This is a genomic window from Paenibacillus oryzisoli (assembly GCF_001653565.1).
GTDB lineage: Bacteria > Bacillota > Bacilli > Paenibacillales > NBRC-103111 > Paenibacillus_E > Paenibacillus_E oryzisoli.
In genome coordinates this window covers 32,709-53,887 of sequence record NZ_LYPB01000059.1, presented here as the reverse complement: position 1 = coordinate 53,887, position 21,179 = coordinate 32,709, and the positions used below count along the sequence as shown (strand labels likewise).

General features: G+C 46.0%; 10 protein-coding genes and 3 pseudogenes. 2 read left to right on the top strand and 11 right to left on the bottom strand.

Going from position 1 to position 21,179, the window contains the following annotated elements; genetic code table 11:
- Positions 1-16 precede the first annotated feature (16 nt).
- The 5 genes and pseudogenes from A8708_RS37185 to A8708_RS12300 all read right to left on the bottom strand — a co-directional run.
- Positions 17-292: pseudogene (locus A8708_RS37185) on the bottom strand (BclA C-terminal domain-containing protein); the annotation flags it as partial.
- Between the two features lie 156 nt (positions 293-448).
- A pseudogene (locus A8708_RS37180) lies at positions 449-1,123 on the bottom strand (collagen-like domain-containing protein); the annotation flags it as partial.
- 336 nt (positions 1,124-1,459) lie between these two features.
- Positions 1,460-2,026, bottom strand: a pseudogene (locus tag A8708_RS37175) (S-layer homology domain-containing protein); the annotation flags it as partial.
- 279 nt (positions 2,027-2,305) lie between these two features.
- A complete protein-coding gene (locus tag A8708_RS12305) occupies positions 2,306-2,920 on the bottom strand; it encodes a PH domain-containing protein (RefSeq protein ID WP_068663768.1) in 615 nt (204 codons plus the stop codon).
- A 71-nt stretch (positions 2,921-2,991) separates the two neighbouring features.
- The gene (locus A8708_RS12300; protein WP_068663767.1) at positions 2,992-3,867 is read right to left on the bottom strand and encodes an AraC family transcriptional regulator; all 876 of its coding nucleotides are present in this window, start codon (positions 3,865-3,867) and stop codon (positions 2,992-2,994) included.
- A 140-nt stretch (positions 3,868-4,007) separates the two neighbouring features.
- On the opposite strand from A8708_RS12300, the gene A8708_RS12295 reads away from it, so the two are divergent.
- The gene (locus A8708_RS12295) at positions 4,008-4,790 is read left to right on the top strand and encodes a phytanoyl-CoA dioxygenase family protein (RefSeq protein WP_068663766.1); all 783 of its coding nucleotides are present in this window, start codon (positions 4,008-4,010) and stop codon (positions 4,788-4,790) included.
- 104 nt (positions 4,791-4,894) lie between these two features.
- On the opposite strand, the gene A8708_RS12290 is transcribed toward A8708_RS12295, so the two are convergent.
- Positions 4,895-6,922 (bottom strand): beta-galactosidase, encoded by a 2,028-nt coding sequence (locus A8708_RS12290; protein ID WP_068663765.1) that lies wholly within the window; start codon positions 6,920-6,922, stop codon positions 4,895-4,897.
- A gap of 121 nt (positions 6,923-7,043) precedes the next feature.
- Between A8708_RS12290 and A8708_RS12285 the strand changes: the two genes are divergently transcribed.
- Positions 7,044-7,865 carry a helix-turn-helix domain-containing protein gene (locus tag A8708_RS12285; protein ID WP_068663764.1) on the top strand — a complete coding sequence of 274 codons (822 nt, stop codon included), beginning with the start codon at positions 7,044-7,046 and terminating at the stop codon, positions 7,863-7,865.
- A gap of 23 nt (positions 7,866-7,888) precedes the next feature.
- Here A8708_RS12285 and A8708_RS12280 read toward each other — a convergent pair whose 3' ends face one another.
- The 5 genes from A8708_RS12280 to A8708_RS12260 all read right to left on the bottom strand — a co-directional run bounded on the left by A8708_RS12280 (position 7,889) and on the right by A8708_RS12260 (position 21,126).
- Complete coding sequence (locus A8708_RS12280; RefSeq protein WP_068663763.1) at positions 7,889-10,951, bottom strand: glycosyl hydrolase; 3,063 nt, start codon at positions 10,949-10,951, stop codon at positions 7,889-7,891.
- 104 nt (positions 10,952-11,055) lie between these two features.
- Entirely contained in the window at positions 11,056-13,269 is a 2,214-nt protein-coding gene (locus tag A8708_RS12275; protein ID WP_068663762.1) for a helix-turn-helix domain-containing protein, read from the bottom strand.
- Positions 13,270-13,393: 124 nt separating this feature from the next.
- Positions 13,394-15,841 carry an alpha-L-rhamnosidase-related protein gene (locus A8708_RS12270; protein WP_068663761.1) on the bottom strand — a complete coding sequence of 816 codons (2,448 nt, stop codon included), beginning with the start codon at positions 15,839-15,841 and terminating at the stop codon, positions 13,394-13,396.
- Positions 15,842-15,862: 21 nt separating this feature from the next.
- Positions 15,863-17,356 (bottom strand): glycosyl hydrolase family 28-related protein, encoded by a 1,494-nt coding sequence (locus A8708_RS12265; protein ID WP_068663760.1) that lies wholly within the window; start codon positions 17,354-17,356, stop codon positions 15,863-15,865.
- Positions 17,357-17,562: 206 nt separating this feature from the next.
- The gene (locus tag A8708_RS12260; RefSeq protein WP_068663759.1) at positions 17,563-21,126 is read right to left on the bottom strand and encodes a polysaccharide lyase 8 family protein; all 3,564 of its coding nucleotides are present in this window, start codon (positions 21,124-21,126) and stop codon (positions 17,563-17,565) included.
- Positions 21,127-21,179: the final 53 nt, after the last annotated feature.

Below are 21,179 nucleotides of genomic sequence, written 5' to 3'. Positions count from 1 at the left end.
TTGTACTAGTTTTTCTTTAATTAGGTAAAGTAGAAGCGATCTTTTCAATTACGATAGAGATCCCTACTGCAGGCGATTGCGCTAATGTTAGTGCAGTGTTTGAATCATTCACTATGTTTATAAAGCTGCCTGCGCTCAATTGTAAAATGACTTTATTCGATACTTGGATATTATTAGATAAAATTGGGATGCGCGTACCAGCATTTATTACACCATTTATCTTAAGCGCTATCTGAGCTCCAACTCCAGAAGTAGCCGATACTTGATAACTGATCTCATAAATTCCGGATTCTGATATGTCAATTCTCCCTACTAAAGACGCTAAAGAATTATCATCGATGCCAGGGGTTACATAACCACTATTTGTCAAAGGTAAAATCTCATTAGCTTGATACGGCCCACCCCATGGCAACAAACTATACAAATAGCCAAAAGTGGACAAGCCGCCTGCACCAGCCGCTCCGGTGGCTCCGGTGGCTCCAGTGGCTCCGGTAGCTCCTGTTATACCCTGCTCTCCAAATGCACCTGTTGCACCTGTTACCCCTTGAGCTCCTGTTGCTCCGGTTACGCCTTGAGCTCCTGTTGCTCCTGTTATACCTTGGGCTCCTGTTGCTCCTGTTATACCTTGAGCTCCGGTTGCTCCTGTTATGCCGTCGGCTCCGGTTGCTCCCGTTACGCCTTGAGCTCCCGTTGCTCCCGTTACGCCTTGAGCTCCAGTTGCTCCCGTTACGCCTTGAGCTCCAGTTGCTCCCGTTACGCCTTGGGCTCCGGTTGCTCCCGTTACGCCTTGAGCTCCGGTTGCTCCCGTTACGCCTTGGGCTCCGGTTGCTCCCGTTACGCCTTGAGCTCCAGTTGCTCCCGTTACGCCTTGAGCTCCAGTTGCTCCCGTTACGCCTTGGGCTCCGGTTGCTCCCGTTACGCCTTGAGCTCCGGTTGCTCCTGTTACGCCTTGGGCTCCGGTTGCTCCCGTTACGCCTTGGGCTCCAGTTGCTCCCGTATCACCGGTCGCCCCACGCGATCCTGTTGATCCCGATTCACCTTGTTCGCCTTTTTCGCCTTTTACACCCGCAGGGCCAACTGGGCCTACAGCTCCAGCAGGGCCTACAGGTCCAGCTGGTCCAATTTCACCCCGTACTGCAGACGGTTCTTTCGGCTGCTCTTTTACTCCAGAAGAAACCTCAATCAAATATGCTTTATCCTCTTTATTCACGATGGATACAAGCAGTCCTACTTTCAAAGCATCAAAGCTCAGTTGTTCCGAAGAATTTTTGTCGAAATATTGTGTTTCCGAAGTAAGACTCAGCTTTTTTGTCGCTGAACCGAGTGTTACCGATACCGAATCGTTCGTAATATCCGAAATTATGCCGTTAGTTACACTGTTGGACACGCCTTCCAAAGAGCTTTCCATTCCATTCGTTAAATAGGGTAACGCATTGCTTAGCATTGCCGCCATCTGCGCTCGCGTTACGAGATCCAACGGTTTAAACTTATTATCGGCAAAGCCTTCTACGATGTTCAGACTGACTCCCGCGTTGATGTACCCCTTGTAAGATGGTGTAAAATCTTCCACATCGCTAAACAAAGTTGTGCTTTCAGTCAATCGAGCTGCATCAGACTCTCGGTTAATTGCCCGAATGATCAGCTTGATCGTCCATTCACGGCTTGATGACTGCTGCCCCCATCCTGCATTGTTCGTTTCCTCTTGTGCCACGAGAAGACCTTTTTTCAACGCTACCGAAATGTAAGGTTTAGCGAAGTCGTCAACAGAAAGTACAGGATTGACTGCGCCCTCTTTCTTGACTTCCTCCTCTAAACCCATTAGTCGGATCGCCATAAGAACAGCTTCCTGGTGCGTGACATTACTTTGCGGATTAAACATCCCTGCGTTATCGCCAGCAATAATGTCAAGCAGCGCAAGTTTGGTCATATATTTTTGTGCCCATGGCGCCGTATCTGCATCCTTAAAAGTTGGCGCAGCCGCCGATGCGATTTGAGTTGCAGGTGCCAACGATACCAGCAGAGCCATCGCCAACGAAGTTTTTTTAATTTTGTGTTTCATCTGTTACCTCCTGGTTTTTTCAAAGTTTTCATTTTGTCTGCAAATTATCTTTCATCAAATTTCGACTACATTAGCCAAAATCACCCATAAACCATAGTACTATGGGCTTCTCACAAATTTCTCACAAAAAATCCAATTATACGATTACGCATAAACCAAAAAGACGACCTTCCATTCAAAATTCGAATGGAACATCGTCTCAGGCAGTTTCAACTACTCAATTAATCTAACTGAATTTCCTTACAATTAATTATTAATATAACGTTCAAAAACAGCTCCGAAATCCTTCACCTTCAACTCCGTATGCTTACCTTTCAACCAGTTGTACGTGGATTCGGTAATGGCATCGAACTGGGTAACTGGGGACGTCGTTTGTGTTGAAATGCGACCAGTGGCTTCCTTCGCAACAGCTACGCTTTGCTTAGCGTATTCGAACATTTCCTCATTATGGGCAACTGTCTCGGAAATTTTAATCAAAGCTTTGTACAAATCTTTGATCTGTTCAATTTGCTTTTTATCCACATCAATGGAGAAGTTCGTGCTACCGATAATAAATTTGATCTCAACGTCAAGATCGATCGTTCCTGCCGTTTCCAAATATACTTGGGAAATATTATGTGTATGATAGCTGAAACGTTTCAGCATTCGCTTAGAGCTAATCGCACTATCGCCATCTAAATGGATAAGGGCAAGATTCGTAAAGCAATATTCATCTTTCTTGGATTTAATAATGAAGTAAATCTTCTCGCCATCCTCATGCATCACATAATCATCAGAATCGACTTTATCAAAATCTGCGGGACTAATTACTTTACCAATATCGCTTAAACCTAATGCATCTGCTGCAAACTTCTTGAACACGGAAATCATCCTTTCATTTTGTGGATTAACCCCTATTATACGTTATTGGTAGAAATTACATAAGTAGGAGATTATTCGCCATCATAGCGCTTCTCTCTTAGGCGAAACTGCCCTGGCGGCTGTTTCTTCTCCATTTGAAATGTGCGTGAGAAATAATGAACCGATGAAAATCCCGTTCTTTCTGCAATTTCTTTGATAGGTAAGTCGCTGTTCAGTAAGAGATAGGACGCTTGACGAATACGCTCGCTTCTAATGAAATTAGTGAAACTCTCATGAATCCCTTCTGAGAATAGCCGTGAAAGATGACGCTCCGACACACTCAGATAATGGGCAACGTCTTTCAATTGCAGCGATTGGGAGAGATTATCGCGGATGAAGAGTTTGGCTCGGCGCATCAATACATTCGTGCTCTTGTGACGAACAACGGGAGACTTCGTTACTGTTCCGAATACAGATGGGAAGGACACCAGCAAAGCATACGCGACAGAATGAATGGCAGCATATGGCAGGCTTCCGTGACCATCGCGAATGAGAAGCGATAACCACAATTGCACCGTTGGCTGATCATTAGCCTCATAGAGGAGGAAATCATCTTGCGCAGCAAGATCGTGGTAAGCCCTGCGAATCGCGTCCTCGCTTACACTCTCATCGATTTCAAATGCGATAAATACAATGTTTAGTCCTTTTTCCGTCCGAATTTGATGCACAATACCAGGCCTTGAGCAAAAAAGCGTACCTCTTCGGAGCGGATAGACGATGCCCTCTTCAGCGTATTCTCCCTCCCCGTCCAATATGTAGCATATCTCGAAAAAGGAATGCTTATGGGGTTGATTATCATACAGACAAGGTTCAACTCCCCAATAATGTACTTTAAACATGCCATCCGCACCATGAACGACCGTTAAAGCTTCGTTCAACATCGCATAGGTTTCTTTATACTGATACATGAACCTCACCTTTTTAAGAAGAAAATGGCCTTATTGTGCAAAAGTATGTCCTCTGTTGAAAAAGATTATGTCACTGCTATCCCCTATAATTATAGATAGAAAGCGGGTATTTGAGCAATCTTATAATGGAGGAATAGACAATGATACAATCCAGAGATGTTGATTTTTACAAAGAAAATGGTTACTTGCTTGTCAAAGGTGTCTTCAATGAAACCGAAGTGGTGGAAATGAGAGAAGCAGTTGAGAAAATTATTGGACGTGCCGCACAAGCAAAAGCGGATAGAAATGATGCTTGGCAAGGGGATTACCTACCGGCTGAAGAGCTGAAGAAGCTCGTACTCAAAGGTTTTCATGATGTGCATTATCATGATGCCTCTTTCATGCGAGCCGTCATTCATCCGAATATGGTAGCGGTTCTGAAACAAATCATCGGACCCAACGTTCAGCTCCACCATTCCAAAATGCTGGTTAAACCGCCTGAGAACGGTGCTGCTTTCCCAATGCATCAAGACTATCCGTATTTCCCGCATGAAAACCATACGATGTTAGCAGCAAGTATTCACTTGGATCGGGCGGATGAGGAGAATGGTTGTCTGCGCGTCATCCCCGGCTCCCATCTCGCAGGAAGCTTGCCGCATATCGGCTCGCATTATCTCAATCACAAAGAGTACCCAATCCATCTGGGGACTCCGTGTGAAGCTGAAGCTGGGGATGTCTTGTTCTTCAATTACTTAACGATCCATGGATCATCTTCCAACAAGAGCACAAGAACTCGGAGAAATGTGTTGTTTCAATACAGAGAAGCAAGTGATTTCCCGACCACGCAAGAGCATTACGACTGGGGGATGGGGTTAATGGTCAGCGGTGAGAATCCTAACTTCACGAAAGTGAAGCCCAACTATACAATTATCAAAGAAGCATAGCCATGTTGGTAATGTTTGAATCATAACGGCAAAGAGGCTGTTTCAAAAGTCTATGTAGACTTATGGAAACGCCTCTTTTCGTTGTTGACCCTAAATACTTTCACTTATACCTCAATAATGAGGACTTGCTTGGCTGACAGAGTTGCTGCATTTTCAATGAAATCCCCGGAGATCAAATCCGTTCCTTTCAGTTCCCCCAGCACAATCGTAGTAGCTTGATCATTATGGTTCAAAATAAAAACGAATGACTCATTCTGTTCATTGGTTCTCGTAGAAACCTCAACACCAGGCACAGGTGGAATTGGTGCGGTAATTCCTTTATCTTGGCACAAATTACCTAGCAAACCTTGTAGAAATGCTGGCTCAGGACTGGAAGCGACGTACCATGCTTGACCCGCTCCATATTTATTTACAGTCAATACAGGCATGCCTTGATAGAAATCCGTACCATACACAGCTTTTACTTCGGCTCCCTCAGCATGGATTAAATCACACAGGATACCACATTTGTAGCTCCCATCTAAGCCGCCCCATTGCTCGTTCAGCTGAATTTGGTTGCTCTGATCCGGGAATAACGCATCGATTTCTTCTGCCCAAATACCAAGTACATTGCGCAGCTCACCCGGATATCCACCAAGGGTTACGCGATCATGCTCGTTGACGATACCGCTGAAGAAAGTAGTTAGGAAAGTTCCTCCGGCATGAACGAATTGTTCCACGCGCTTCGCATATCCGTCTTTCACCATATAAAGTACAGGTGCAATGACAATATCGTAGCCCGTGAGATCCGTATTCGTGCCGATGAGGTCCGCTTGAATATTTTGTTGGAACAAAGCGTCATAATATTTATGAACTTCATCGACATAATTTAATGCGATTGTCGGGCCGCTAGACAGGCCAATTGCCCAGCGGTTTTCCCAATCGAAAACGATACCCACTCGTGCTTTCACTCTTGCGTCCAATACTTTATCTGATAAGCGCACCAGTTCATGCCCTAGCTCCGCGCATTCACGGAATACACGTGTATGTTCATGTCCAACATGCTCAATGACAGCGCCATGGAATTTCTCACAAGCGCCTGCGGAACGACGCAACTGGAAAAATAATATCGTATCCGCACCATGGGCAACCGCTTGATAGCTCCATAGTTTCATAACGCCAGGACGTTTCAAGGAGTTATACTTCTGCCAGTTCTGTTGGCTTGGTGTTTGTTCCATCAACATGAACGGCTGACCGTCCTTTAATCCACGCATAAGATCATGCGTCATGGAAGTGAGACTGACCGGCGTGTCTAGCGATGGATAGTTGTCCCATGAGATGACATCCAAATAAGGCGCCCATTTGAAATAGTCTAACTCTTTGTAAAGCCCCATTAAATTCGTCGTGATTGGCAGCTCAGGGCAATGACGTCGGATCGCGTTGTACTCTAATTTGTAGCAATCAAGTAAGCTATCCGACATAAACCGGCGATAATCCAAGGAAATAGATTGAAAGAAAGAACGTTCCCCAGGCTCTTCATCGGAAAGCACATTAGGCGGCACGATTTCTTCCCAATCGTAGAATGTGTGACCCCAGAAACCTGTATACCATGCTTTGTTTAACTGATCTAGCGTCGTATATCGCGTTTGCAACCATGTGCGAAATGCGTCCGCGCAATGATCACAATAGCAATACCCGCCATATTCATTCGATACGTGCCAAATTAATACAGCTTCATGATCCTTATACCGCTCAGCTAATTTCTCCGCGATCCGCTCCGAATACGTACGATAAGTTGGACTATTCGGACAAGAATTGTGCCTCTTCCCGAATTTATGTTTCCGCCCTTCAAAATCCACACGACAAACGTCCGGATATTTCTTCGCCATCCAAGCAGGATGTGCCCCTGTACTCGTAGCTAAACACACATAAGTTCCATTCGCATGTAGACGATTAATAATGTCATCTAGCCAAGTAAAATCGTACGTATCCTCATTCGGTTGTGACAACGCCCACGAGAATACATTAATTGTCGCGACATCGATTCCCGCAAGGTTAAACATGCGCAAATCCTCATCCATAACCTCTTTATCCCATTGTTCTGGATTGTAATCTCCACCGTACCAAATTTTGGGCAGCTTAGCATGTATCACGATTCGCACCTCTTCTTGTAGATTCATATAAGAATAAGTACATTATATTAAATTCATAATCATGTTAAAATATAAGATAAATGCAGTTCACATATAAGAAAATGGAACAGGATGATGGAAGATGCATACCCGATTTCTACTTACGCCTAGTACAGCCCAGCCCTACCCTATCTATATTGATAGCATTGGTCATCATGAAGATCAGGAAATGCTCAACCGCAAAGACGGCCTCCCTCACTATCAATGGCTGCAAACCTTTTCTGGTGAAGGCGAATACATCATGGGCAATAAGAAAGTCCTTTTATCCAAAGGCTCTGGTGTCCTCATGCTGCCCGGTGAACCACACGCTTATTATGCCGTTACAGATACATGGTGCACGCAATATGTCACGTTCGGAGGCAACAGTGTCCATGCCATCCTAAGCACGCTGGATATGCTGGAATCTGCCGTCTTCCGCTGGGATGAGAATGGCCCTCTACACCTAGCACTTTCAACGATTTTGAACAAGCTTGAGACACAAGCAGATTATTCGGGTTATGACGCATCTGCGGATTTGTACCATTTCTTGATTGAGATTAAAAAGCATGCCCAAATCAACAATCGTACTTCGCTTACGAATCAAATGCTTCACTTGCAGCCACTAACGGATTGGTTAGAAGATCACTATCCGAATCCCGATACGGGGATTGTACAGATGGCTGCGGTGCTTGCGATTACCCCCCGACATTTGAATACGTTGTTTCAGCACGCTTTCGGCCTTTCTCCGTATGCCTATCTCATTATGATGAGACTTCGCAAATCCAAAGAATTGCTCCTCACCGACAGGCATCTCGCCATTAAAGAGATTGCTTTACATGTGGGTTTTCGGGATCCGAGCCATTTTATCGCGAGCTTTCGCAAACAAATTGGCCTTACGCCAGAGCGATTTAGAGAATCGAATTAAGGAAGCAGCGCTTCTGACAGACTTTATATCATAGAGACTTCAATACGCGGCGGCACTGGAATGCCGAACCTGACAAACGTATATCGGTCTACATACATCGATACCCCTTGAGGTATACCTTTATCCGTCCAACCTGGCGTATTCGTGAAACTAGACGGGCCAACTTTATAAATTTCACCATGAATATGATGATGAGGACCAAGTAAGTTCCGGCAACTGTTCGTTAGCTCCAACTCGATGACATTTTCTCCAGCTATTAGTTCTCTACTAATATCAGCCTCATACGGTTCCCATACAAATGTACGAATACCCTGTCCATTCACCCACAGTTTGCATATAGTTGCTTGAGGGGGTGCTGGAAAGTACCACTTCGCACCCGTGCCAACGTTTCCATTGACAACAATGTGCTGCCGTAATCGAATCGTACCCGCAAAGAAAGGTAGTCCTTGCTGAACGAGTTCACTCGCTTGCACAACTTGAGGCATCTCAGTAAGAACAAGAGGTCCTTCTGTATGAACAGCATTTCGTTCACCATATTCATACCCCGACTTGGAACTAACACCAAATTCACCCAACAGATAGATGCTTTCAATTTCGGTATCAAAGGTTAACTTATTACCCTCTGATTCGAATTTCTTCGCATTCTCAATCGCTTGATAGGTGTCAGGCGAATTATAGAAATGCCTTTTCAACCGAATATGATTTTCGCCGCGATGCACGTTGACGCTGATATCGACTTTGTGGAACGAACCATCTCGCCAAGTTCCGCAGCTCTCGGAAGCGACCTTTCTCCCATTGACTTCTATGGCAAATAGCTCAGGACTTTCCATAACAACAAACAGATCTCTGTTATAACCTGTTTCCCATCCAATATAGAAAGGAAAGTCCAACTCAATTTCAACAGATCGACCCAGTGCCAGTAATTGTTCTTGGATAAGAATCACAGGCTGTAGTTCAGACCACACCCCTTCCTCCACACGTAATCGACACGTATCCAAGGTGAGGCTGTTCGGCGCGAGGGAGACGACATCCCATTGGGAACTCAATATGATTGTTTCTGTGGATGGATGCTCACTCTTATGTAGTACCTGCCTAATTTCGCTTCCCTGCTGTCCGATGTGCGGTGCCAGCCGCAGCATATAGGATTGACCAGGATGCAGCGGCAGCTGCGCGCGAACGCCCTGAACTGTTTCCTTTTGCTCCAATACTGCACACGCTTCACTGCTTGTAAGATCAATTACGCACACATTTCCTTTATGAAGCAACTCGATCTCTACCTGAGCATAGTGTTCCTCGCCAGAATTGACGATATAATACAACCTAGCTCCTTCAAGCTCCAAGGTTTGCACATTGACGGTGTCAGCAGCTATGCTGGCTCCGCGCTCGTCGGTCATCCGAATTGAAGGTGCACTGATCTTCGAAATAGCCTGCACAATGGCAGCGGATGACCACTCCGGTTTGTTGGCTTGCAGGAGCAACTCCCCAAGTTCACTGTCAGGCACGCCATCAACTAACTGTGGGTAAGGTGCGCAGGCAATTAACTCGCCACCTTGCTCAACGAATTGTTTCAACAACGCGAGGGTTGTCCGACTAATCGCCACACTTGGTGGCAGAACCACCACGCGATAGGCTGCCTCTCCGATGATGAACTGGCCATCTTTCACATCGCCATGCCCCGCCATGATGCTTTCACTGCCATAATCATGCTCAATAAAGGCTTGGCACATCCATCTGGACAGTTGAGCGAACGCCGCGTGAAACTGCTGAATGTCAGAGCGGTCCTCCCCACGCTGCAAGGTCCACGCACTGCGAATCGGATGAAGGAGCAGCACTTGAACTTGTCTTGTCCCCTCTGACAGCAGCATCGACAATCTGGCGAAATAATCATTGAAGTCCTTATAGTGCTCCCACCATGGCTGTTGCACGAACAGGGATGGCGGATAATCCCGCTTACGCAGCCCCTTCAGACTATAGCTTTGCAAATGCTGGCTTATCATCGTGATGCCATGGACGAACTGCCATTCACCGATTCGCTTTAGATCCGCGAAACTAATATCCCAACCGGAACAGCCAAAGCTTTCGGTAATCGTTTGCTTTTTCCCAAGTTGATGTGCAACAGATCCGACCTGCTTCGGGACAATCGGCTCATCTCCAATGAAACGACCGAGCCAGTCACACCCTGGCATATGCAAATGTTCATAGAACGCCATGGGATCCCCCGTGGAGGTTACCTGAATCATCAGCGCTTGTTCATCAACCACATGTCCCGTAAAGGACCATCCTTTATTATGGCACCAGTCTCCGATTTGCTTCGCATACGCCTTCGTGAACATTGACGTTACACATGCCCAGTAATCGTATCTAGCTTTCGCAGAGCCATCTACTTGCAGGAATAAGGCAGGTAATACTTCCTTCAGCTCATACCCGTTCGCAGATTGAAAGGCTGCTTCTAAATCAAAGGACCACGGTAATTGACCACGAGCAAATTGTGGCTCATCGGTAAAAAATCCCTTGATTACATCACCGAACTCTTCTCCAAAATGTTCCCAATAGACTTCATAGGTAGACTCAATAAACGCCTGAACCGCCTTCATGCTTAGCGCATCTATATAGAAGGGATTGACCTCATAGTAGATTCGGAGCTGGGCTTGAGCTTGATCAGCCTGTCCTAGCAGCTTATACCCATTCTCCGTCTGCTCGTAGTACGCAATGGTATGCTCGGCTGGACTCTGAAAAGGTGCCTGCTCATACACCAGCTTCTTTTGCTGAAATGCCACACCTTTGGCAGGCACTTGGCCATCTGCGAAGCCGCTCGGCCATCCATTTTCATCGTAAAGCCATGGCGACATGCCTAATTCTTTGCCTTTTACAAGACAGGCACGAATTGCATCCATCCACTCTTCACCCATGTAAGGGGTTTGAAGCCCACCTCTTGCGTGCATGAAAAAACCGCCAATTCCCGCTCTATGCATCTCTTCAATTTGCCGTTCTAACTCAGCAATCTCTAATGTATCGTTCCATGACCAAAAGGGAATCGTCCGGTACTCATTTGGCGGATGAAGTAATTGTTGCCATATATTTGACATAAAAACCTCCGAAAGTAGTTGTAGGTGAATTTGCACTCACTTTACCTACTTTGGAGGTTCTCAGCAATCTACAATTCTTTGCCCAATTAACATGCAAGCCGGTTCTATTGGTGAACCTTCCGATAATCCCCTGGCGTTGTGCCAATCATTTTCTTGAAAGCACGGATGAAAGACATCTGATGCAAATACCCTACTCGTTCCGAAATTTCTTGTATCGGCAGCGGCGTGGTTCTCAGTAATTCCTTGGCATGCTCCATCCGAATTTGGCACAGATAGACGACGAACTTCTCTCCAAAATCCTCTTTAAAAATCGTACTTAAACTGGACGAATTCATATTGAATTGTTCGCTCAGGCTCGATAGAGATAAATCCGGATCACTGAAATTGGCTTCTATATACTCTTTTACCTTTTGTACCACACCGTGATTGCCCTTACTGACACGTATTTCTTCCATTTGCTGTGCACACGACGAAATGGTTTTCAAATAAAAGGTTTCAAGCTCATCCAGCGTCTCAAGGGTCTCCATATTCTCATCCCATGGTGTACGAAATTCCCGATTCCACAGTTCTTGATATTCGGGAGGCAGCTCCATCATTTCCCGATAGAAATAATAATTCATATAGCTGAGAATGCCGCTAATCTCCTCTTTCGGCAGCAATAGACGGCGTAAACCCTCGAATAACAGCTTCAACTGCTCCTGCCATCCATCATTACCAACACGGAATGCTTGAGCAATCGTCCTTACATACTGCAGGTAAACGTATAGATCATCGTGAGACAATAGTTCGATTTCCCAATGACCAATCACCCGATTGCTGCCAAGCGCTGACTTATAGTCCAGTGCTCTTGCCGCAGACTCATAGGAGCGGTGTATCGCTTGAACTTCGTGTACCGTACAGCCCAGACCGAATGTCACGGTCAGTTTCAAATTGTTCTGCATCCATTGACGGACTTGCTCTGTCAGCGTCAACATCATCTTCTCCAGTGGCATCTCTTGCTGCTCCTCAAGGAAAATAATGCACAAGCGATGATTCGTGACCCATTCCTGCCAAATGCGCAGACCGCTGGCTTCTGCCGATTCTTCCACTACTTTTTTCAAAATATATTTAAAAAGTCCCTGATCCTCACGGGAATGCCCACTAATGAACTCGGTATATTTGTCAATCTCGACAATGCTGACGGCAGCACTTCCTAATTGCTTCATGCCAAGATCCAACATCTCGTTATGCCAATCCTCCTGAACTAACTGGCGGCTCCCGTCAATAATTTCTTGGAATAACTGGATTCGTCGATACTTCTGATTAACGAGACTCTGATTCTGATACTCCTGACTGACCTCAATAATACTGCTTAATGTGTAGTCAATATAACTAAGCTCATCGACGGTCGGGCCTTGAATCGGATGCTCTCTGTGAACCTGATTATATTTCTCAATGCGTGACATAATCGTTTCGATAGGTTTGTAGTTCTTACGGGTAATATAGACAATCCAGCCTATCGCTAGCAACAGTCCTAAGAATCCAACAATAAACCAACCACTCTTCATATAGTTAAAAATATTACCTAGCTCTTCCTTCTTAAGCGAACTCGAATACGTCCAGCCTGTATAGTTGGATATGATCGTAATATCATCAACCTTTGGATTCTTGCCTTTTTGCTCAAAAATCAATTGCCCCTGACTATCTCTAAGCGCAATTTGATTCACTTCCGATATACCATACTTACTTAGAAACTCTTGGATCGAATTAATTTTCACATTAACAACCATGATAGCGATCCCTTTACTTTGCAGGGGAATACTTCTGGACAGGGAAATGACCGTTCCTTCTACATTCCCATCCTTAAGCATTCGATAGGGACGAGGCAGACTCCAGTTATCCAGTTCTGGATTATTTATATGACTTTCAATGAACGGCTTATCTCCAAATTGGTCGGCATTCAGCTTTGTTTTATCACTAATAACCGTTGCATCCCCTGCCCTGTACAAATAGACAGAATCAATCCATGGATTGGTCGATGTTAGGCTCTGGAGCAAACGGGATAGCTCGATGAAAAAGTTCGTATCGCTTTGCATTCCAGCGAAAGTCGTCATGTTCGTGTTGCGCGTTATCGTTTCCAACATCATCAATTCAATGGAGTTTAATGACATGTCGATACTATTCTGTATATTTTGCACGTATACGCCGCTCGATTTCAATGCTTCCTTGCGGGACAAATCATTGAGCTGAACGACCCCGATAAATACGAATAAACAAACAATAAGAATTAGTACGGGTACATAGGAAAGTAGCAAGCGACGGAACCAATTTCTTCTCAAGGTGGGCTCTCTCCTTCAACATAAAGGGTATCTATGTTACCATTCTATCCGCGATGCGAAGAAGGAGCAATATACAACCTTTCGTGGAGTTAACATTAGGCTGATAAGCATCCTTTTAAGGGGATTATTGCGACTTAGGGAGCTCCCGCGTAAGCATAGGGAGTTTATATTCATTATGCCCCTCATTTAAAGGGTAGCTTATATTCCCCCAAACCAAAGTACCTGGCAAACCAACCGGTAATGCAACTTCGACATGCCACTGGCTCCCCCGAGACTCGACGTTCACTTCAATGAAGCCATTGGGATGCGGAAGCTTTCCATGCAGACTCGTTAGAGGTCCAAGCTGCGGACGAATCGTGACCGAAGTAAATCCCATCGATGCCGGTCGAATGCCAAGCAAGCTGGTATAGAGATGGTAGACTGGATGGGCCCCCCATGCATGGCAGTCCGAACGCGTCGAATCCAAGAAAATTTCTGGCGTTGTCTTTAGACCCGTCTCTTCCATGCCAAACCAAGGTTGGAGTCTGTCTACTATCTCTTCAATCCGACCGCCAGATGCAAAAACATCGAACGTGTAATGATCGAAATACACGCTCGTTCGCATCAAGTCCGTTGCCGTCTTCCGTATTTCTGATAGGAGGCGACGGTTTCGTTCCGGTGAAATCGACTCGCATAATAAGGAAAGCACCTGTGCATGCTCTGAATAATACCGATGGTCTGTATCATCTGCAAACAGCCCTCTCTCCTCATTCCAGAACAGCTTCTGGGTTACTTGGCTCAGTTCGCTGGCCAACCGTCTTGCGCGTGATTCCAATTCTGTCTCACCTAAATAAGCTTCCAGCTTGGCGACAATCTCTAATGTATGAATGATCAGTATGTTGTAGGCTGCATTCAACCGATCTGCTCCATGCGGCGGAGTACCTGAGCTCCACGCATCCGAAGGTGCAGTCTGCCAATCCATGAAGTTCCAAGATACAGGCAGCTTAACTGCCTCCTGCGGTGAACGATTGTACAATAGCCGATCCAACTCATCCCGCACGCCGCTCATCATGAAACGAATCCATTCCCGGTCCCCTCTCCACAAGGCATAATCATAGACCATCGCTACCCACCACAAGGAGAAAGAAGCAATATGTTTACCGCTTTGGTCCGGGTAAGCGCAGTTTACAAGTCCCAAATGGTTGTTGCGGGAAACCCGGAACATGTCCAGCGCTTTTCGTGGTAAACGAGCATCGAGTGTGCTCACATATGTAACAAGAGACTGAATGCGCGTGTCCCCCACATACATGAGCTGCTCCCAGTAAGGGCAATCCATGTAGGTCTCGTGTGCACACATTTGTAAAGTTCGGAATGATGCCTGAACGACTTGATTTACACGTTCATCATTACACTGAATAGAACCTTCCATTTCCAAGGGATATCTCGTCTCAAACAGCTTAAGCGCCAATAAATCTAACGCCTCACTCCCTGTTTCCACAATTAACTCTCCGTATCTTCCCGCATGCCACCACAACGTATCGAAACTTCGCTCCTGCCCGCCATCCGGACGAAATGTATCGCCATACCCCCTAAACCATTTCCCTGCAATCTCGTTACGGTTCGTCTTACGTCCGCCATCCGCTTCATCATAGAAAGACTCCTCCCAATGGAGCCGAATGATAGAACCTTTTCCTCCCGAAACGATGAGCTCCGGATAGAAACAATAGTAATCCCCTAGATCGATAATGACTCGTCTTCTGGTATTCGCTGGAATGTGACATGGTTGCCCCGTAAGCAAAGCACTCCAACGCTCGTGCTCCTCTATTAAATCAAAACTCGCGACGATCGGATATCCGTTTGATTCCTGGATGCCAGCTTGCTCAACAAAACGCACCCCCATCGTCGTTATGCTAGCCTCTTGCATCGCTGGCAATGTGGCCGGACGCATAAGTCGCTGTACGGACGAGAAATGATAATTATCCCTGGTATGGTAAACATTTGCCAGAGGTTGTACCGCAAGCCAACCGTCACCTCCCCCAAGCAAAGCATCCCAATCGAAGGAAGCGCCATCGATGTCCAGCTTGGCACCAGTCCCGATGGTAGGGGGCAGTGGAAGAAAACGATAACCCAGCATCGGTTTCGCTTCCCACTGAGCAACGCCCGTTCCCATCAGCGGTGCAAGTGATTCGTCATCCGGGCTTAGCAAAAAGCCTGGCTGTACGCTAATCTGTGCCCACGGCTTATGGTCGCCGATCGCCCAACAGCGTGCAATCCATTGATGCTCTCCTGCAGCTAGCTCGAGTTCGTACGTCTCATAAAACCAATTGTTGCGATCTCCACGTTCGCTGCCTCGGCCAATCCTTCTATGGTCTAGATAGAGCTCGTACCTTTCGTCTCCAGAAACGTGCACCTTGAGGCGAAGTGCTTCATTTAGTGTGAATTTGCATCGATACACGATAACAAAGGGTGGTTTTAAAGCCTCACTGAAGGTCACCCAACTGCACGGCCACCCCGTTGTCTGTTCCCAAGGTTTTTGCAATTGATTTCTCTCTATTTGTCCGTTATAGGGCAAGTCAATTAACAGTACACGCAATTAGATCACCTCTCGATTTCCTTACTTGATTTCATTCAACACATATAGTTCAGTATTCCTTATATTCATCTCTTCCAAAGTTGCTGCCGGCTTCGTATTGCCCATCATATAAATCTGTTCAAAGGTAACCCCTTCAATCAGGAAAGGATGAGTTCCACGCAGCATCGAGGGGAGTCGGCCTTGATCACGCACGTTAATATTTTTCAAGAGCACTTCGTTTACAGGACCAATCCCTCTTCCACTCTCTTCGATTTCTAGATGCAGCCAAAAGGGTCCATTTCTATCATGGATAACTTGCTCAATATCAATGTTCTCAAAGATAATTGCCTCCGCTGGGGCTTTCCCAAAACGATGGTGAATTGCGATAGCTCGGCTGGCTTGATAGACGTAACTATTCTTAAAACTAACATTCCGCTGCGTTTGCTCTACCCCCATACCTACCTTAAAAGCCGCACAGCAGGTCCATGCAATCACATCATCGAAAGTCACATCTGCAAGCAGTTGCGGCGAGCCCGGCCAATTTCGTGCGATATCAGTTGCTTCATTCCAAGTCTTGGTGGAGAACGGGTCATCTTCCGAAATGGCAATTGTATGTGAAACTAGCACATTCTGTGACTCAACGATATCTATCGCGTCATCCTCATAATCAACCAATGATTGGAATCCCTTGTAGTTCGTAATCCTCACGTGATTAGCACGTGTGGGTATGAGCGCCCATAATCCCGCATCTCGACCAATAATGCCATCAATCGTGAAGTTGGAAGTTAGTATAGGTACAATTAAATTGCTAACAAAGCTTTGATTGGCTCTCAACCAGGAGCCATTGCCATCAATCGTCCCACGTCCTGTGATAGTAATGTTGGTTGATTTTGGTGCTGTTTGGATGAGCCAAGTTCCGTCCAGATCTAAACTATCTTTATGAAAATCGACCGTGTAATCCTCTTTATGATTAGTGGCCCGAAGTACGGCTCCACCTTGCAGATATAGCGTAACGTTACTTTTCAGTATTAGATTGCCGATCAGGTAGACACCTTCGGGAACATAAACAACCCCACCGCCAGCTGCGTTCGCGTCATTAATTGCCTCTTGAATCCCTGAAGTTGCCATTGTTATGCCCGTAGGATCAGCCCTATACGTATTAACAACATGATAAATACCGTGGCCAGATGCAGAAGGAGCGCTCACTTCAAGTGGATCTGCGATGAGGACAAGTTCCTTCAACTTGTTGATTTTAATAATGAGATAACGGGACTCATTCAAGTTAAAGGTAAGCTTATTCCCCTCTATTTGCGCTGGAATCTCAAATGCTAACGGACTTATTGCATAGGTATCAATCGGCTCTCTTGCCGTGATCGTTATGCTCGTTGAACCAGTAAAAGAGAAATGAGCATAATCATAATCACGATCCGTCAGAAAGGCGATCACCGGTATATCCTTCTGATCAGCCTTTACCGCGTAATACGTTGATTCTGAGTAAATGGACGGTACCGTGTAGGTCTCGATTGTTGCAGGCATACTAATCCTCCTATACTTCATAGCTAACAGGTTTAACATACCGATTTTGCAAGGACCGATCAATCTACATTTCTTTGCAGGATTAACATGCCGCCTGAAAGAAGCCCTTTTAAATAATCCTCCCTTGTACACCGGAACTCCAGCACCTTAGGAGCATATACACAAAGAAACCTGAGATGATGAATCTCAGGTTTCTTTGGTATTGACTATGGATTATAACTGACCTTGACATCATCGATACTCATGGAGCTGGCGTTGCCCCCAATCGATGAGCTTAATTTGTCGACCTTGGTCAACCCGGAGTACCGATAGTCCCACTGTGACCCTCGCAGTACGCCGTTCACATAGACATCGAACTTTTTAGTCGCAGTGTTGATGATCACTTTGAGTTGGTAAGGTTCACCGTTCTCGATTGAAGTCAGCACATTCGTTTGCGTACCTCCGTTGTATCCCCATATTCTTCCAGATTGCATGATGAGATGTGCAGCAGAGCTGTTCGAAGTAAGACTGCTGTCCGCGACAATTAAGGCATTCTTCCAATTGTCGTCATCGGCAGTTACAGTCGCTTCAGCGATGACCGTGCTGTTAGCTGGTGCGCTAAACCCCTGATAGGCCTCTGCTTTGCCTGAAGAAGATGTTGTTGTCAGTTTAACTGCTTTGTTCAATCCGCTTACCGCTTGCACCACTCCCGTATTTCCCGAAACGCCCCCATTGTCGAACCCCCAACCGCCTTGCCCATTCAGATTGCCGAGCGTCATGCCGTTAAAATTCTCTTCAAGTACACTAGTTAAAGCAAGTGGTTTATACCCAACTTTCACATCGTCCACACTCATCGAGCTGGCATTGCCAGCAATGGAAGTAGAGAACTTATTGAGCACGGTCACGCCCGAGAATCGATAATCCCAGCCCGAGGCGAGGAGCGCATCGTTGACGTAAACGTCGTACTTTCTCGTTGACGCATTGATTACGACCTTCAAGCGGTACGGCTGGCCATACACGATCCCCGTTAACACATCGGTTTTGACCCCGCCGTTATAACCCCAGATCTTCCCGGCTTGCATAACGAGCTGAGCTGCATTGTTATTGGTCGCTAAGTTGTTATCCGCGATGATGAGCGCATTTTTCCAATTCGCATCATCCGCCGTTACGGTCGCTTCCGCTGTGATGTAGCCTCCTTGAGGGGCATTGAACAAGCGATACGCCTCAGCACTTCCGCTTGTTGAGCCTGTCGTTACTTTCAGTGATTTCTCCGTGTTACTCGCGTTGGTTGGCTGTACAACAACGGTATTAGCAGCAACGCCTGCGTTATTAAAAATCCAACCGTTTTGCCCGGTCAACGTACCTGCCAGCATGTCGTTAAAATCTTCGTTTACCGTATAGCCGGTAATCGGGACGCCAGTAGGCGTTGCGAAATACGCCTTGATGCTTTTGCCCCCGGCACCGTTTACATTAACGGTGAGGGTGGTCGTACTGCCGCTCGTGCTGGTCGTGATCCGAGAATCCTTATAAGCCACTGGCCCCAGTGGTTGTGTCAGCGTAAGTTGGATCGTACCTGTATTGGACAGCGTTGGGTCGGATACCGAAACTTCTGTGCCATTCTCGGTTGTGCGGACCATGACGGACGCCTTTTTGTTACTGGTGACACCGCTCACCGTTTTGGACGCATCATTCCAGAAGTTAATCCCAAGTATGCCCAGTGCATTTTCCTTTACAGCCTGTGCATCCCCTGAATTCTCAACGATCGTGATATCCGGATTAGAGGCATACGTATCCACTTCTCCACTGGATTTGTTCGGCAGCAGCACATAAGCATACCCGCCATTGCTCGGATTCGTACCATGATCGAACCATAGATTCATATAGTTGCGTGTCAAATTCGTTGTGTAATCAGTACCAAGATTGTATTGATTAATACTTGACCATTGGTCCGTACGCGCTTCACGCAAACCCTTAAGTGTTGTTGGCGTAGGGAAGTAGTAACCAACATCCGAATCGGACACATTCCCAGTCAAATGAATGCGATTTACGCCTGTCATCGTCTCGCTCCATCCGAGTGCTGTCGATTTAGCAGACCCGTTGACCGTAAGCGCATTGTTGCCGCTGCTGTTCAGCTTGCGGTTATCGACAATGGTTTCGACAACTTTGTTGTCCGTTGATGTAATGCCGGAACCTAAATTTACGATCTCATCATCAAACATAAACCAGGATTTCTTAGCTGTGAGATTGTAGCCATTGGCCGTGTACTGCATGCCCGTAGCTCCGTACAAACCTGCGACCTCTGTGCCTCCAACCCAACTATTGGGATTTTTGACATTGGCAGCAGCCGTCGTATTCTGATTAACGGTCGTGCCTGGCATGCGATAACTATTGACGGTAGGCCAGAAGGAATCTTTATATTGTTTCAAGTCCGAATTATAGAGATAGGTCATCCCGTCTCCCGTATGCCAACCCCTCAAATTGACATTGTTGATCTGTTCATAATTCCCAATGCGATTGGATGACATGCTGATACCAAAGGCAAATCCAGGTCTATGATGCACAGCTCTAGCCATATTCGGGTATTGTTTGTTCATAATCAGCGGTGCTCTTGGGGTAATGGATGAATCACCCTCAATGAGTTTCGCTTGCACGATATCGCTCATCATAACCAAATCCGCATACTTCGTAGGCGAAGTGGCTTCCAGCAGCCATTTTTTGATCATCGATTTATAAGCTGCCCGATCACTGACATTTGGCGCGGACAGTGCCATCCGAACCACGGCTGGCCCAATCGCTTTTATAGAAGTTAACCCCTTATCATCGTCTCTAAACCCAGCAATACCTCTTCCTCTGACACTATCAAACATGGAGTTATTGTAATAGAGCGGTTCAAAAGCCGTATAAATCCACTGATAAATGTTATTCACATCCGGATCTACGATATCCCAAGTGGACCCTGCTACGACATACATCAATTTCGTCAAATTATCGAGCAAAGCTGTGCCATATCCCCCATTGTAGGGAATGAGTGCGGTATGCTGAATGAAAGAGCCCTCGCTATACACGCCTTCTCCGGAAGTCACATAATCAAATACCGAGCTAAGCTGGTCTCTGCCTTCCATAATCTTAGCGCTGTTCTTGACGATAATCCCGCTTTGAATTTTAATGTAGCAAGCCCACACGCGATTAGCTCCAGTTAAGCCGGCCCCCCAAACAAGCGCTTGATAGTCGATGACGGCATGCCAATTACTAATTTGCGTAGGAGTTAAACTATCATATAACCAAGTCGTGATATTATTGATAACTAGCGGTGAAGTAACCTGCCAGTCAAACCAATTGTCGTACCCTCTTTTAGGAATGCTGGTATTATATCTGTTGGTATACATCCAATCCATGGCGCTGATAATATCCGCACGCAACGTAGCGTTATCTTTCAGCGATGATCCTCTCGTTACATAAGCCAGTGTCATCGCTTCTAACCGTTGATAGCTTTGGGAAACGTGCTCTGATTCCGTTGTCGTTGCCAAATCACTCCACAGGTAGGTTCTTCCTGCACTCGTATTCATCGAATCCCAGTTTGACTGAGCTAGTGACGTAATATTAGTGATCTTGACGCTAATGTCCGAGTCACTTGTATTGTAAGTCGATCCTCCCGTTGTAAAATCGTACATTTTCGCACGCAACGTGTCATACTCATCTGCCGCATAGGCAGGTTGAATTGGTAGTGCCAGTACATTGATTAGCAGTGATAACACAAGGATAAGTGTTGTGAATAGTAGACTTTTACGCATAAATATAAATAACCCCTTCCATATTGCAAATGGTTTCAGGCAAAAGAGAGCTC

Bases quoted from the DNA above. Each gene is read 5' to 3' on its own strand.
- A8708_RS12260 (WP_068663759.1), bottom strand. From the start codon at position 21,126: ATGCGTAAAAGTCTACTATTCACAACACTTATCCTTGTGTTATCACTG.
- A8708_RS12300 (WP_068663767.1), bottom strand. From the start codon at position 3,867: ATGTATCAGTATAAAGAAACCTATGCGATGTTGAACGAAGCTTTAACG.
- A8708_RS12265 (WP_068663760.1), bottom strand. From the start codon at position 17,356: ATGCCTGCAACAATCGAGACCTACACGGTACCGTCCATTTACTCAGAA.
- A8708_RS12280 (WP_068663763.1), bottom strand. From the start codon at position 10,951: ATGTCAAATATATGGCAACAATTACTTCATCCGCCAAATGAGTACCGG.
- A8708_RS12285 (WP_068663764.1), top strand. From the start codon at position 7,044: ATGCATACCCGATTTCTACTTACGCCTAGTACAGCCCAGCCCTACCCT.
- A8708_RS12295 (WP_068663766.1), top strand. From the start codon at position 4,008: ATGATACAATCCAGAGATGTTGATTTTTACAAAGAAAATGGTTACTTG.